14 protein-coding genes are annotated in these 14,012 nt (G+C 74.0%); 8 read left to right on the forward strand and 6 right to left on the reverse strand.

Translation table 11 applies throughout. From position 1 onward, the window contains the following. The first annotated feature begins 40 nt into the window (after window positions 1-40). Complete coding sequence (locus tag ACFWZ2_RS07620) at window positions 41-865, forward strand: MerR family transcriptional regulator (RefSeq protein ID WP_384543298.1); 825 nt, start codon at window positions 41-43, stop codon at window positions 863-865. A gap of 63 nt (window positions 866-928) precedes the next feature. After that, window positions 929-1,879 carry a hypothetical protein gene (locus ACFWZ2_RS07625; RefSeq protein WP_384543300.1) on the forward strand — a complete coding sequence of 317 codons (951 nt, stop codon included), beginning with the start codon at window positions 929-931 and terminating at the stop codon, window positions 1,877-1,879. A 35-nt stretch (window positions 1,880-1,914) separates the two neighbouring features. On the opposite strand, the gene ACFWZ2_RS07630 is transcribed toward ACFWZ2_RS07625, so the two are convergent. Together ACFWZ2_RS07630 and ACFWZ2_RS07635 are read right to left on the reverse strand one after the other, a co-directional pair. Further along, window positions 1,915-2,301: an STAS domain-containing protein gene (locus ACFWZ2_RS07630; protein WP_384543303.1), complete on the reverse strand. Its 387-nt coding sequence runs from the start codon at window positions 2,299-2,301 to the stop codon at window positions 1,915-1,917. Between the two features lie 226 nt (window positions 2,302-2,527). Next, entirely contained in the window at window positions 2,528-3,484 is a 957-nt protein-coding gene (locus ACFWZ2_RS07635; RefSeq protein ID WP_384543306.1) for a GlxA family transcriptional regulator, read from the reverse strand. A gap of 127 nt (window positions 3,485-3,611) precedes the next feature. Here ACFWZ2_RS07635 and ACFWZ2_RS07640 point away from each other — a divergent pair, with 127 nt between their 5' ends. After that, the gene (locus tag ACFWZ2_RS07640; RefSeq protein ID WP_384543377.1) at window positions 3,612-3,926 is read left to right on the forward strand and encodes a cupin domain-containing protein; all 315 of its coding nucleotides are present in this window, start codon (window positions 3,612-3,614) and stop codon (window positions 3,924-3,926) included. Here ACFWZ2_RS07640 and ACFWZ2_RS07645 read toward each other — a convergent pair. Beyond that, on the reverse strand, window positions 3,911-5,356 hold the full coding sequence (locus ACFWZ2_RS07645) for a PLP-dependent aminotransferase family protein (RefSeq protein ID WP_384543309.1): 1,446 nt from the start codon (window positions 5,354-5,356) through the stop codon (window positions 3,911-3,913). The genes ACFWZ2_RS07640 and ACFWZ2_RS07645 overlap by 16 nt on opposite strands. 165 nt (window positions 5,357-5,521) lie before the next feature. Between ACFWZ2_RS07645 and ACFWZ2_RS07650 the strand changes: the two genes are divergently transcribed. Continuing rightward, window positions 5,522-6,775, forward strand: coding sequence for a Tm-1-like ATP-binding domain-containing protein (locus tag ACFWZ2_RS07650; RefSeq protein ID WP_384543311.1), 1,254 nt, complete (start codon window positions 5,522-5,524; stop codon window positions 6,773-6,775). Window positions 6,776-6,834: 59 nt separating this feature from the next. After that, window positions 6,835-7,656, forward strand: a complete 822-nt coding sequence (locus ACFWZ2_RS07655; protein ID WP_384543314.1) for a phosphoenolpyruvate hydrolase family protein — start codon at window positions 6,835-6,837, stop codon at window positions 7,654-7,656. Between the two features lie 24 nt (window positions 7,657-7,680). On the opposite strand, the gene ACFWZ2_RS07660 is transcribed toward ACFWZ2_RS07655, so the two are convergent. Beyond that, window positions 7,681-8,334, reverse strand: a complete 654-nt coding sequence (locus tag ACFWZ2_RS07660; protein WP_384543317.1) for a M23 family metallopeptidase — start codon at window positions 8,332-8,334, stop codon at window positions 7,681-7,683. A 363-nt stretch (window positions 8,335-8,697) separates the two neighbouring features. Here ACFWZ2_RS07660 and ACFWZ2_RS07665 point away from each other — a divergent pair, with 363 nt between their 5' ends. After that, a complete protein-coding gene (locus ACFWZ2_RS07665; protein WP_384543319.1) occupies window positions 8,698-9,795 on the forward strand; it encodes a hypothetical protein in 1,098 nt (365 codons plus the stop codon). A gap of 13 nt (window positions 9,796-9,808) precedes the next feature. Here ACFWZ2_RS07665 and ACFWZ2_RS07670 read toward each other — a convergent pair whose 3' ends face one another. Both ACFWZ2_RS07670 and ACFWZ2_RS07675 read right to left on the reverse strand, forming a co-directional pair. Continuing rightward, window positions 9,809-11,389: a sigma-70 family RNA polymerase sigma factor gene (locus ACFWZ2_RS07670; RefSeq protein ID WP_384543322.1), complete on the reverse strand. Its 1,581-nt coding sequence runs from the start codon at window positions 11,387-11,389 to the stop codon at window positions 9,809-9,811. 164 nt (window positions 11,390-11,553) lie between these two features. Next, window positions 11,554-12,750 carry an alpha/beta hydrolase family protein gene (locus ACFWZ2_RS07675; protein WP_384543324.1) on the reverse strand — a complete coding sequence of 399 codons (1,197 nt, stop codon included), beginning with the start codon at window positions 12,748-12,750 and terminating at the stop codon, window positions 11,554-11,556. Window positions 12,751-12,896: 146 nt separating this feature from the next. On the opposite strand from ACFWZ2_RS07675, the gene ACFWZ2_RS07680 reads away from it, so the two are divergent. Both ACFWZ2_RS07680 and ACFWZ2_RS07685 read left to right on the forward strand, forming a co-directional pair. Next, window positions 12,897-13,073 (forward strand): hypothetical protein, encoded by a 177-nt coding sequence (locus ACFWZ2_RS07680; RefSeq protein WP_384543326.1) that lies wholly within the window; start codon window positions 12,897-12,899, stop codon window positions 13,071-13,073. Window positions 13,074-13,294: 221 nt separating this feature from the next. After that, window positions 13,295-14,011 (forward strand): MIP family channel protein, encoded by a 717-nt coding sequence (locus tag ACFWZ2_RS07685; RefSeq protein WP_384543328.1) that lies wholly within the window; start codon window positions 13,295-13,297, stop codon window positions 14,009-14,011. Window position 14,012 lies beyond the last annotated feature (1 nt).

A 14,012-nucleotide genomic window follows, 5' to 3' on the forward strand; every position in this document is an offset into this window, starting at 1 on the left:
TGACCCTCTCACCGTGTGAGGCCCTGGACTGGAAGGCGTCATGTTCACCATCGGAGACTTCGCCCAGCACGGCCGGGTGTCGGTCCGCATGCTGCGTCACTACGACGCCATCGGACTGCTGCGCCCCGCCCACGTCGACCTGTCCACCAACTACCGCTATTACGAGGCGGAACAGCTCGCCCGGCTCAACCGCGTCATCGCGCTGAAGGACCTCGGCTTCACGCTCCAGCAGATCCGCTCGATCCTCGACGACCGGGTGAGCGCCGAGGAACTGCGCGGCATGCTGCGGCTGCGACGGGCCGAACTGGAGGCGGTCGTGGCCGAGACGACGGCACGCCTCGCCCAGGTCGAGACGAGGCTCCGGACCATCGAGAGCGAGGGCCACATGCCCGGCGACGACATCGTCATGAAGTCCCTGCCACCCGTCCGCCTCGCCGAACTCACCGGCACCGCCGAGAGTTTCGACCCGCAGCACATCGGGCCGGTCGTCGGCCCGCTCTTCGACGAGCTCTGCCGCCGTCTGGACGCGGCAGGAGTGGCGCGGAACGGACCGGGCCTGGCCCGCTACGAGGAGGCCCCGCAGGAGGGGGCGATCATCGTGCACGCGGGCTTCCCGGTCGCCGTCGACTCCCTCGGCCTCGGGGACGTACGCCTCGTCGACCTGCCCGGCGTCGACCGCGCCGCCACCGTCGTGCACCGCGGCAGCATGGACGACGTGCTGCCCGCCGCCCAGCACCTGGCCCGCTGGATCGACGCCCACGGCCACCGTCCGGCGGGGCTTCCCCGCGAGCTGTCCCTCGCCTGCCCCGACGACCGGGCGCAGTGGGTGACCGAGATCCAGGCCCCGCTCGCCGCGGCCGACTGACCGTCCGCGCCCGCGTCCCGACCACCCGAACCCCCTCGACCCGCACAGAGGAGAAGGCCGCGCATGCTCTCGTACAACGGTTCAGGACCCTACTGCTACACCCACTCCCTGAGGATGATGATCGGGCCCGACGCGCCCCCGGCCGCGGTCGTCGAGACCTTGACCGGCGCGCCCTTCGGGGTCCAGCTCGTCGGCGGCACCCTGCCGTTCTTCGACCCCTACGGCTGGGATCCGGAGACCGGCCTCGACGAGGCCGTCGAACTGCTCGGCCTGCGCTGCGCGCGCAGCGCGGGCGGAACTCCCGCCGAGGCTCTGGGCCGGCTGCGTGCGGCCTGCGCCCACGGGCCCGTCCTTGCGGGCCCGGTGGACATGGGGCTGCTGCTCTACCGGCCCGGCACCCCCGTCGTCGACGGCGGCGACCACTACGTGGTGGTCCTCGCCGTCGAGGACGACATGGTGCTGCTCCACGATCCGGAGGGCCATCCGTACGCGACGCTGCCGACCGCGGACTTCGTCGCCGCGTGGCGGGCGGAGGCCATCGCCTACAGCGACATGCCGTTCGTCATGCGCACCGGCTTCGTCCGGGAGCGCGAGGTCACCGGGATCCAGGCGCTGCGGGCGTGTCCGCCCCGGGCGGTCGCGTGGCTGACGGGGCGCACCGACCTGCCGGTGCCGCCCGGCTCGCTCGGTGGCGCCGCGGCGGTCGAGGCACTCGCCGATCAGGTGGCCGAAGGACTCGCCCCGGACGTCCGTACGCTCCTGGACGCCTTCGTCGTACGCCTCGGGGCCCGTCGCCTGAACGACGCGGCCCACTGCCTCGCGCTGCTGGGCCTGGCCGACTGCGCGACGGTCGCGGCCGGGCAGTCCCGGATCGTGGGAGGCCTCCAACTCCCGCTCACCACCGGGGACGACCGGGCTCTGGAGGAGGGGCTGCGGCGTCTCGCCCCCACCTATGAGCGGCTGCGCACGGCGCTGGCCCGGGAGGCCGCGGAAATGCTTCAGCCGACGCCCTGAAGGTGGCGCGCGCCGCGCGGGCGCACGCCCTCAGGTCAGCGGAGCCCGCTCCTGGCCCCGGGGCGGGTCCCCGCGACCGGGTCGTGGCACGGGACGGAGAAGGCCCGGTCAAGGCCGGTGATGCACAGCACCCGCCAGTTGCGCGCGGTGCCGGGGACGAGCCACAACATGCCGTGGTTCGCGGCGACCTGCCGCCTGATGCGGACGAGGAGGCGCAGGCCGCCGGCGTCCAGGAACGTCACCTGTCGAAGGTCCGCGACGACCTGGAGGCCGGCGCGGTCGAGGAGTGCCGTCACACGCGGGGCGAGTACCTGGTCGGCCCAGGCATCCAGTTCGCCCCGGAACGCAAGGACATCTGTGCCGTTCACCACGTGGTGATGCAGGCCGAAGGTGAAGTCGGCGGTGCCCGATTCCCGGTCCACCAGGGTCGCGTCTCCTTACACAGAGTAGTCGAATGGGTGGTGGCGCGGCGTGCGTTGACCGGCGCCGGACGCCACCGGGGTCCTGGGCGGCACCGAAGTCATATGTGCATCGTTCCCGTTCAGAGCCATTCGTACCCTTGTATGGACAGTGGATTGAGGATCGACTGCGGATGGCCAGTGGTCAACTCGTCGATTACGGAGCGTAGTTGAAGGTTTCGGCGCCGCTTCAGTGCGGGCGCGGTGACGCGCGGAACGCCCGGCGGTAGCCGCCCGGCGTCGTGCCGGTGGCGCGCAGGAACCGCCTGCGCAGGTTGGTGGCCGACGAGAGCCCGGCGCGCCGGGCGACGGCGTCCAGGGGCAGGTCGGTCGATTCGAGCAACTCCCTGGCCAGGCCGATCCGTTGGGCCAGCAGCCACTGCCCGGGGCTGACGCCGAGCTGGTCGGCGAAGCGGCGCGCCAGCGTGCGCGCCGAGAGGCCCGCCCTGGCGGCCAGGTCCTCGACGCCGACCGGCTCGGCGAGCCGCTCCCCGGCCCAGGCGAGGAGCGGCGCGAGCGAGCCGTCGAACTGGTCGGGGTGGGCGGGCGCCGCGTACTGCAGCTGCCCGCCCTCGCGGTGCGGCGGCATGACCATGTTCCGGGCGACGTGCGCGGCGTACGCCGCGCCGTGGTCCGCGCGGACCACATGCAGGCAGAGGTCGACGCCCGCTCCGGCGCCCGCGCTGGTGGCCACGTCCCCGTGGTCCACGTACAGCACGTCCGGATCGACCCGAACACCCGGAAAGCGCGCGGTCAGCTGGTCCGCGAGCGCCCAGTGCGTGGTCGCCCGCCGCCCGTCGAGCAGCCCCGCGTACGCCAGCGCGAAGGCGCCGGAGCAGATGCTGAGCACCCGCGCGCCACGGCCGTGCGCGCGGCGCAGCGCCGCGAGGACCTCGTCGGACGGCGGCTCCTGAGGGGGCAGCCAGCCGGGGACGACGACGGTGTCCGCCGCGTCGAGCGCGTCCAGGCCGTCGCCCACGAGCATGTCGTACCCGGCGCGCGTGGCGACGGGACCGGGTCGCTCGGTGCACACGCCGAACGAGTACCGGGTCGCGAGGCCGCGCCGCTCGATCCCGAAGACCTCGGCCGCGCAGGCGAGTTCGAAGGTCGACTGGGGCTGATGAACGAGGGCGACCACACGATGCATGGCAGGAAAGTACCTCACCATGACTTTTCTGACACTGGGAGGACCGTCCACGGCCGGACAGGCTGAAGCCATGACGACGGAACATGCAGCACAGACGGCACAGATGAACGACGCGGACCAGAACGCCATGGCCGGTTACGTGTGGTCGGCCGTGGCCGACGCCCCGGTCCGTGAACTCTTCCCCGGCATCCGCGTACGCCCCCTGTGGCACGGCGAGAACGGCGCGAGCGCCAACGTCCTGGAGATGGATCCGCACTCCTGCTGGGAGGGCATCGACGTGCACGAACCGGGACCCGAGGAGGTCTTCGTGGTCTCCGGCGTCTTCAACGACGGCGAACGCGACTACCCGGCGGGCTCGTTCATCCACGCCCCCGCGGGCTCCTGGCACATTCCGCAGACCACCACCGGATGCACGCTGTTCGTCCTCTACCCCGAGGGCTGAGCCTTCTGCGACCGGCTGCGCTCCGCACACTCGAGGAGCGTCGGCAGCGCCCTTTCGAGGGCGTCGACGCCATGCGCGTACGGCAGCCGCAGCCGGTCACGGAACCCGTCCACCGCCGAGAACGCCGACCCCGGCACCACGGCCACCCCGCGCCGCCGCGCCAACTGGGCCATCGCCTCCGTGTCCGTGCCGGGGACGCGGACCCACAGCGCGGGCCCACCGGCAGGCCGGTCCCACTCCCAGTGCGGGGCCCGGGCCCGCAACAGCTTCTCCGCGCCCGCCCGTTGGTCCCGCAGCACCGCGCGCCGCGCCGCACGCGCCTGCGGAAGACGGCCGAGGAGCCGTGCCGCCACCAGCTGGTCCACCACCGAACAGGACAGGTCCACCGACGTCTTGATCTTCCCGAGGCGGGCCACGAGCAGCGGCGACGTCCGCACCCAGCCCACCCGGAGACCGCCCCAGAACAGCTTCGACAGCGTGCCCACGGTGATCGTGGAGGCCGCGGGCAGCCGGGCGGCCAGCGGCACGGGTGCCCCGTCGTCCGCGAGACCGAGCTCCGCGCACGCGGTGTCCTCGACCGTGACCACCTCCCGCTCGGCGAGCGCCGCCGCCCACGCCCGCAGCGCCGCGGCGTCCAGGCTGCGGCCCGTCGGATTGTGCACGGCGGGCTGGAGGTAGACGAGGCGCGGCCGCACCGTCGTACCGAACCGCCGCAGCGCCCCCGCATCGGCGCCTTCGCCGCCCGCGCCCGGCCGGTCGCCGCCGACCGGCACGAGCCGCGCCCCGCGGGAGCGCAGCGCCTCCAGGGCGCCCCGGTAGGTGGGGTTCTCCACGACCACCGTGTCGCCCGGGTCGACCAGGGCCTGTGCGACCAGCCACACCGCCTGCTGGGAGCCGGAGGTGACCAGGATCTGCTCGGGCCCGGTCGGCACCCCGGCCGCCCGGTAGTACGCGGCGATGCCCTCGCGCAGTTCGGGCAGGCCGTGCGGCAGATAGCCGTCGGCGCGCAGCAGCGGCGCGAGGTCGTCGGCCGTCAGCGCGCCCACCACGTCGCCCACCGTGCCGAGGCCGTCCAGGGCGCCGCTCGACAGGTCCGCCGTGCCGGTCCTGGCGTCGAAGCTGGCGAGCCGCCCCTCGCCCACGTCCCGCCCGACGGACCCCGAGCCGCGCAGCCGCGACCCGCTGCCGCGCCGGCTCTCCAGCCAGCCCTCGTCCTCCAGGAGGCTGTACGCCGCGGTCACCGTGGACCGGCTCACGCCGAGCACCAGCGCCAGCTCGCGCTGCGACGGCAGCGTCGAACCGGCCGGCACGTCGGCCCGCTCGGCGAGCTCCCGCAGCGCGTCCGCGAGCCGCCGGGGCAGCGGACCCGACCCTTCCGCGGACCAGCCGGTGAGCAGCCGGGACAGCCCGGCCGTCGGAATCTTCGCCATGCCCTCATCTTCCTCCACCCGCGGCACCGTTCGCCCCGCAGGCCCCGGCCCGCCCGCGACGACCAGGCAGGACGCGCAGGCCAATCGGCCCCGACTGGTCGTTGCCACGGCCCCGGGAGGGCCGCAGGATCGGCAGCACCGGGCACATGAAGGAGCGTGAGGGACATGGCGACCGTGGTCCTTGTCGGAACCTTGGACACCAAGGGCGAGGAGTACGCCTGGCTGCGTGAGCGCCTCAGGGAGTACGGCAGCGACGTCCTCCTCGTGGACACCGGCATCCACCCGCCGCCCGCCCACGCACCCACGCCCGACGTGCCCGCCGACGTCGTGGCGCGCGCCGCGGGGCAGGGCCTCAGCAAGCTGCGCACGGCGGGCGACCGGGGTGCCGCGGTCTCCGCGATGGCCGAGGGGCTCACCCGCGTCGTCCTCGACCTGCACCGCGAGGGGCGGCTGCACGCGGTGCTCGCCGCGGCCGGCAGCGGCGGCTCGGCGATCGCCGCGCAGGCCATGCGGGCGCTGCCCATCGGCGTACCGAAGGTCCTGGTCAGCACCATGGCGGGCGGCGACGTCGCGCCGTACGTGGACAGCAGCGACCTCACGATGATGTACAGCGTCGTCGACATCTCCGGCATCAACTCGGTCTCGCGCCAGGTCCTCGGCAACGCGGCGGCCGCCGCGGCCGGCATGGCACGGCGCAGGGAGCGCAACCACGAGGAACTCGCGGGGCCGCGCCGCAAGGTCGTCGCCGCCACCATGTTCGGCGTGACCACGCCCGCCGTCGACACGGCCCGCGCGCGCCTGGCCGAACTCGGCTACGAGGTCCTCGTCTTCCACGCCACCGGCGCGGGCGGCCGGGCCGTGGAGAAGCTCGCGGCCGACGGCATGCTGGACGGCGTGCTCGACCTGACCACCACCGAACTCGCCGACGAACTGGTCGGGGGAGTGCTCAGCGCGGGCCCCGACCGGCTCACCGCCGCGGGCGCCGCCGCCGTGCCGCAGGTCGTCGCGCCCGGCGCGCTCGACATGGTCAACTTCGGGCCCGCGGCGAGCGTGCCGGAGCGGTTCGCCGACCGGCGCCTGCTCGTGCACAACTCGACGGTGACGCTGATGCGGACGACCGCCGACGAGATGACCGAACTGGGCACCGTGCTCGGCCACAAGCTCGCCGCGGCCCGCGGCCCCGCCGAACTGTTCTGGCCCCTGCGCGGTCTGTCCGCCGTGGACGTGGCGGGCGGCCCCTTCGACGACGGGGTGGCCGACACGGCGGGCCTTGAGGCGCTGCGCGCCACGGTGCGCGGCAGCGGCGTACGGCTGCGGGAAATCGACGCCCACATCAACGACGCGTCCTTCGCCATCGCGATGGCCGACCGCCTGCACGAACTGATCACCGAGCGGTCCGCGGGTCCGGCAGGACGCTGACCCCGCCGCACGACCCGCCCCGGCGGTCCGGAGCCGCCCCGCACGTGAAGGAGAACACCATGAACCGCGAGGAAGCACTCGCCCGGCTGCGCGCCCAGGTGGCCGCGGGAAAGCCCGTGATCGGGGCGGGCGCGGGCACCGGCCTCTCCGCCAAGTGCGCGGAGGCGGGCGGCGTCGACCTGCTGATCATCTACAACTCCGGCCGCTACCGGATGGCGGGCCGCGGCTCCCTCGCCGGACTCCTGCCGTACGGCGACGCCAACGAGATCGTCACCGACATGGCCCGCGAGGTGCTGCCCGTCGTCAAGGACACCCCGGTGCTCGCCGGGGTGTGCGGCACCGACCCGTTCCGCCGCATGGACCTCTTCCTCGACCAGCTGAAGGCCATGGGCTTCAGCGGCGTCCAGAACTTCCCGACCGTCGGCCTGTACGACGGCACGTTCCGCGTCAACCTCGAAGAGACCGGCATGGGGTACGGCCTGGAGGTCGACATGGTCCGCGCCGCCCACGAGCGCGACCTGCTCACCGCCCCCTACGTCTTCGACCCCGAGCAGGCCACGGACATGGCCCGGGCCGGCGCCGACGTCCTCGTGCCGCACGTGGGCCTCACGACGAAGGGCTCGATCGGCGCGGGCACCGCACTCACCCTCGACCAGGCCGCGGCCGCCGTCCAGGAGATGCACGACGCGGCCAAGCGCGTGAACCCGGACGTGCTCGTCCTCTGCCACGGCGGCCCCATCGCCGAACCCGACGACGCGCGGTACGTCCTGGAGCACACCACCGGGGTCGTCGGCTTCTTCGGCGCCTCGTCGATCGAACGGCTGCCCACGGAACGGGCCATCGTCGAGCAGACCCGCGCCTTCAAGTCCCTGACGTCCTGAGGCGGGCGGGCCTCGGCACGCCCGTCACCAGAGGCGGGCGCCGCGCCGGGCCAGGTACCGCTGCGGATTGACGTCCGAGCCGTAGTGCCGTCGCGCCCGGATCTCCAGATGGAGATGGGGCCCGGTGGCACGCCCGGTGCTGCCGCTGCTCCCGATCCGGGCGCCGGTGCGGATGCGGGCGCCCTTGCGCACGCCGATACGGGACAGATGCGCGTACACCGCGTAGTGCCCGTCCGGCATCCGCACGGTGACGGCGTTGCCGTACGCCCCCGACCAGCGGGCAAGAACCACGACGCCGCCGCCCACCGCGTACACCGCGGTGCCGCGCGGGACCGCCAGGTCGATGCCGGTGTGGTAGCCGGCGAGCCAGTTGCCGCGCACGCCGTAGGGGGTGGTGATGCGGTAGTGCCGCCGCAGCGGCAGCGCGCACCGGCCCGGTGGCCCGTACTCCGCGAGTCCGCGGTCCTCGTCGTCGGGTATCTCCTCGTCGCCGAGGGCGAGCGCCGACTCGAACTCGGCGTCGTAGTGGGCCGCGCAGGAGTCGTCGGACCCGGCGGCGGACGCCGGTGCGGCCGCCCGCACGGAGAGGGCGCCGCCGGCCAGCAGCACCGCGGCCATCCCCAGTGCGTCACGTCGTGTGGTGCCCGCCTGACGCGGGCTGTCTATGTCGTCTCCCATCTCAGCCAGCAGACCGGTCGGCGCCCGCGAGCGCACGCCGACTGCGCCATCCGGTGTACCCGGGCAGAGGTGCGCGGGGTGCCCGCCGGGAGAAGTTCCTTCACATCTTCACGGCCCGCCGACGCCCGCACCCGCGGCCCGGCGGGAGCGGGCCCGAGAGGTCGGCCGCGTCCTCCAACTGATGGACGCCGAAAGACAGTTCACTCCGTACGATGACCTGGCGGACCCCGGCGGACGCTCCTGCCGAAGTGATCGTCCCCGGTGCCGGGGCGGCAGTTGTTCGTACAGACCGTCTGTCCGGTTGTCGTGCCCGGCGCAAACAGCGGATACGGTGCTGACGTGGTGATCGATAGGGAGGGGCCGGTGGCCGGAACTGCGCTGCTCGTTGCGGCGGCCCCCGTGGGCAAGGGCCGTCTCGTGGACGCGGCCTCCGTACTTCCCGTGCTCGCGGCGGTGTCACCGGCGGCCCTCGCCGGAACCCCGACCGCGAGCGTCGTGGAACTGGCCGATCCGCTGGACCCGCAGACGGTCCTGACCCGGCTGCGCGCCGCGGCGATGGCCCACGGGCCGCTGACCGTCTACCTGGTCGGACAGGTCCATCTCGACCGGCGCCAGCGGCAGTTGCACATGGCGCTCGCCAGGACCACCCCGGCAACGATGCGGTACACCGGATTCCCCTGGCACTGGTTCACCCAGGAACTCCGGCTGCGCCCCGCGGGCAGCACCACGATCGTCGCCGATCTGCACACCGACCCGGAGAGCTGGCAGACCCTGACCGGGCATCCGCTCGACGCGGGCCCCGGCGTCGCCCTGTACGGACGCGTCGCACCGCCCGCCCGGCGCCGCACCGTCGAGACTCCGTCGTACATGAAGGCGCTCGCCACCGTCCTGCGCAGCGGCCACCGGCCGCCCCTGCCCCAGCTCCACCAGCAGGCCGCGGCCCAGTCCCTGCCCGAGGGCGCACGGGACCTGCTGCTGGCCTCCACCGGTGCCGCGCCGGTGCCGCAGCAGACGCCGCCGTCGTCGTCCGGCATGGACCCGCACGCGGCGATCACCGCGGCCGTCGAGGCGGGACGGCACGGCGAGGCGGCGGCCATGGCCGCCGCCTGGGAGCAGACGGCGCTGCGCATGCACGGTCCCGGCTCCGGCGAGGTCATCCACTGGATGGAGGTCAGGGCCGATCTGGCGCGGTTCGCCGGGGAACCGGCGCGCAGCTGCGAGACCTGGCTCGCGGTCGCCGCCGCCCGGCTCACCGCGGGGCAGGCCCCGGACTCGGCCGACGTGGAGGCGGCGGCGGACCGGGCCCACCACCTGTGGGACCGGGTGCGCGACCCGGAGGCCGTCCGTGCGCTCGGCCCCGCCCTGGTCGCCCTGCGGCGCCAGGTGCCCGGCCGTCAGCGCGGCACGCTGCTGCTCGCCCAGCGGCGGCTCGAACAGTTCCACACGCAGCAGGTCGGCTGACGGTCCGGGCCGGTCAGAGCGCCGTGCCGAAGGCCTGCGTCCACCACGGTCCTCCGGAGCCGTTGTGGATGCCCACGCCCAGCTCCTTGAAGTCGCAGTTGAGGATGTTGGCGCGGTGGCCGGGGCTGTTCATCCACGAGTCCATCACCGAGGCCGGGGTCTGCTGGCCGCGCGCGATGTTCTCGCCGTACGTGCTCCAGCGGTAGCCCGCCGCCGTGATGCGGTCGCCGGGGTCGGTGCCGTCCGGGCTGGTGTGGTCGAAGTAGTCACGGGCGGCCATGTCGGCGGAGTGCTTCTGGGCCGCCGACGCCAGCTCGGCGTTGGACCGGACGGGGCCGCAACCCGCCTTGGAACGCTCGGTGTTGACCAGGGCGACGACCTGCTCCGCGGTGCCGCTCGGCGTCGCGGGCGCCGGATCGGGCGTCTCGGGCTTCGGCTTCGGGGCGGGCGCGGTCCTGGTCCTGCCGGGCGTCGGTGACGGCTTCTTCTTCGGCTTCGCCTTCGTCTTGCCGGGGCTCGGCGAGGCCGAACGCGTGGGGGAGGCCGAGGGGGAGGGGCTCTTCGACGCCGAGGGCGATGCGGTACGGGAGGCCGGTGCGGCGGCCGTCGCGGGTGAACTCTCGTCCGCGTCGGGCTCGGTGAGCAGATGCACCGCGGCGCCGCCGGCGACGAGAGCGACGACCGCGGCCGCCACCCCGGCGGTGCGGCGCTGCCGCTTGGCCCGCTCGCGACGGGCCAGCGTCCGCGCGGAGACGGGCGCCTGGCCGGTCAGCGGCGAGGCGGCGCCCACATGGACGAGGTCGGGCGGCGCGAGCCGCCCGGCGAGCGCGGCCCCCACCGGGACGAGACCGAGCGCCACCAGGAGACCCTCGGCGGGCACCAGGTTGCTCCAGTGGTTCTCGCAGACCGAGCAGCCCCGGGCGTGCCGGGCGATCCGCTTGCGCCACAGCGCCGACGGCGCACCGTCCCAGGACGCGGCGATCTGCTCAAGACCCGTACAGCGGGGCTCGGCGGACAGCGCACGGACCACCACACGGGCCGTCTCCAGCTGGGCCTTCATCCGCTGGACCCGCACCGCCGCGTGCTGCGGCGCCAGTTCGAGCGCGGCGGCGACCTCGGCCCGGGTGAGCTCGCCCGCCGACTCCAGCCACCACAGCGAGAGCAGCGCCCGGTCGTCCTCGTCCAGCCACCGGGTGGCCTCCGCGGTCTCACGGCGCTGGCCGGAGAGCCCGAGCCGGGTGATGGTCAGATCCACGAAGTCCGCGCCGGGGTCCACGACGTCGTACCCGTCCCCGAGATGGCCACCGGTGGGTATCGCGCCCGTGGCGCGCTCCCGCCAGTGGCCCCGTATCTGGTTCATGGTGATGGCCACCAGCCAGCTGCGGAACGTCTCGGGGCTGCGCAGCCCGTCCAGGCCGCCGAGGACGCGCAGCATGGTCTCCTGCACCACGTCGTCCACGTCCGCGTGCCCGTTCAGGGCCCGGCCGACGATGTTGTAGACCAGCGGAAGATACTCCGCCACGAGCGCGTCCTGCGCCTGCTGGTTCCCGTCCTGCGCTGCCCTGACCATCGCGGCTTGGCGTTCGCTGCTCACGCTGTGTCCACTTCCTCTGTGGGGGGTCCGTCTGCTCCGACACAGGGGAGACGCCCGGCGCCCGCCCCGATAACAGAAACCGGGCAGCCGGTGTCGGCACGGAGATCCCCGCACGCTATCCCGGCCCGCGGAACGCCCCGCAGGGGGTCAGGGGCCGGTGCGGTTCAGTGGTGCCGGAAGGCCACCTCGGGGTTGCCCGGAGTCGGACCGTCGAGCAGCGGCCGGTGGACGCCGCGCAGCTGCTCGTCGAAGAACGCCCCGACGTACGCACGGGGGATCTGCGCGGAGCGCTCGCCCGAGAGCGGCACCGCGGGATCGCTCACCCCGGCCTGCCCCGTGATGACCGGCACGTCGGTGAAGCTGAAGTGGCCCGAGCCCTTGACCGTGAGCCAGCGCTTCCAGCCGTCGAGGCCCTGCCAGGTGCTGTCCCAGTTCTTGCCGTCGCCCTGTCCCGGGGTGTGGTCGAGCTCGGAGCCCAGCATCAGGAAGGGGCGCCCGCCGAGCCCGGCCGGGTCCGTGTGGAAGTGGCCGTCCATGTTCACGCCCGCGCGCACCCGACGGTCGGTGGTCATCGTGGCGAGCGCGGCGGCCCCGCCGATGGAGTGCCCGCCCACCCCGACGCGCCGGGGGTCGATCAGCCGCGCATGGCGCCAGGTCGCGTCGCGCCCGGTCAGCCGGTCGATGACGTACGAGAGGTCCTTGGCGCGCCCCTCGGTGGCGACCTTGGCCATCCCGGGCTCGGCGACCGGATCGCACGCCTGGCAGGTGAGGATCCGGCCGCCGGGGAACGCCGTGCCGACGGACTCGTAGGCGTGGTCGACGGTGGCGACGACGTACCCGCGGCTCGCGAGGTCCTCGGCGAGGTGCGTCAGCGTGGCGCGCGGCGCGGTGAAGCCGGGGGAGAGCACGACCAGCGGGAACCGGCCGGGGGCGGGCCGCGCACCGGCCCGCGCGTACGTACGGGTCCCGCTGTACGCGGCGGCGGAGATCTGCTTGTCCAGGCCGCCCGACTCCAGGAGCAGCCGGGCCTCCTCCTTGCTCGTGTAGGCGGTGGCGTGCCCCGATCCGGGCCGCGCGGGGTAGTACACCGAGGTCATCAGCTCCCGTGCGCCCGCCGATGGCACCCAGGGGTCGCGGCGGCTCTTGTCGACGAGGTGCAGGGTGTCGCGGCCCACCGCGAACGGGCCGGTGGGGCGCGGCAGTTCCAGGGGCGCGACCGCCTTGTCCGCCGCCGCGGTGCCGTCGGCGGCGGGCGAGGGCACGGCGTGCGCGCCCGCCGCGCCCACGGCGGGCAGCGCGAGCGCAAGCGCGAGGACGGTGACAACGGCACGCCCCCGCAGGGCAGTTCGGGTTCCAGTCATGCTCAAGGACGCTAGGCGGAACGGCCGGGACGGCACGTCGCCCCCCGGTCTGATCCGCACCAGACCCTGGAGGTACGCGGGCGTCAACTCCCGGGAGGAGACTTGATGTGGCCACGGTGGCGCGTTCGACGACTCAGGAGGTTCGGATGTCTTCGGAGGAGAAGCCCGGAGAGGTGGGGTGCACCGGCACCGAGGAGGAGGGCGGCGAGGCACCCTGCGCGCTCAACCGGGTGTGCCCGGAGTGCGGCCGCCTGAGCGGGACGGCGGGCGCGCGCCACTGCGACCGGTGCGGCGGCGAACTCCCGGAGAGCGCGGGGTACTGATGGGGGAGGGGCAGCTCACCGGCCCCCGTCACCCGAATGGGCGTACATGACGCATTCCGCCCGAGCTGCCAAGGGCGCGCCCGTGTGCCACAGGCGCGACGTCCACAGCCGCCACGGGTCCCGGCGCGCGCCGCCTCGCCCCATGTCGCCCGAACAGGCGCGTGCGTGCGCCCGGGCGGAGGATGGCCGGACAGTCCGGCCGAGCCTGCGAGGTGGTTGCTGTGCAGATGAGAGCTGTGGTGGCGGAATTCCTGGGGACGTTGCTCCTCGTCTTCTTCGCGGTGGGGTCGGCCGTGCTCGGCGCCGAATACATCGGCACCCTCGGCATCGCGCTGGCCTTCGGCTTCACACTCCTCGCCCTGGCGTACGCCCTCGGCCCGATCTCGGGCTGCCACGTCAACCCGGCGGTGACCCTGGGCATGCTCTGCGCGCGCCGCATCGACATCCGCACCGCCGCCACCTACTGGATCGCCCAGCTCGCCGGCGGCATCGCGGGCGCGGCCCTGCTCTTCCTGCTGGCCAAGCAGGTGCCCGGGCTGAAGACGAGCGGAGCCTTCGGCAGCAACGGCTACGACGACCGCTCCGCGGTCGGCATCAACCTCGGTGGCGCCTTCCTCGCCGAGGTGGTCCTGACCTTCCTGCTCGTCTTCGTGGTCCTCGGGGTCACGCACCGGGTGGCGGTGACCGGCTTCGACGGACTGCCGATCGGCATCGCGCTCGCCGTCATCCACCTGGTCGGCATCCCGCTGACCGGCACATCGGTCAACCCGGCGCGGAGCCTGGGACCCGCCCTGTTCGCCGGGGGAGCGGCGCTCTCCCAGCTGTGGCTGTTCCTCGTGGCCCCGCTGGTGGGCGGGGTCGTCGCGGCGCTCGTGCACCAGGTGACGCACCCGGCGGGGGAGCAGCGCGTCATCGCCGACAAGGCGTCCGCGGCCTGAC

It is taken from the genome of Streptomyces sp. NPDC059002 (assembly GCF_042740435.1).
In the GTDB taxonomy this organism is placed as follows: domain Bacteria; phylum Actinomycetota; class Actinomycetes; order Streptomycetales; family Streptomycetaceae; genus Streptomyces.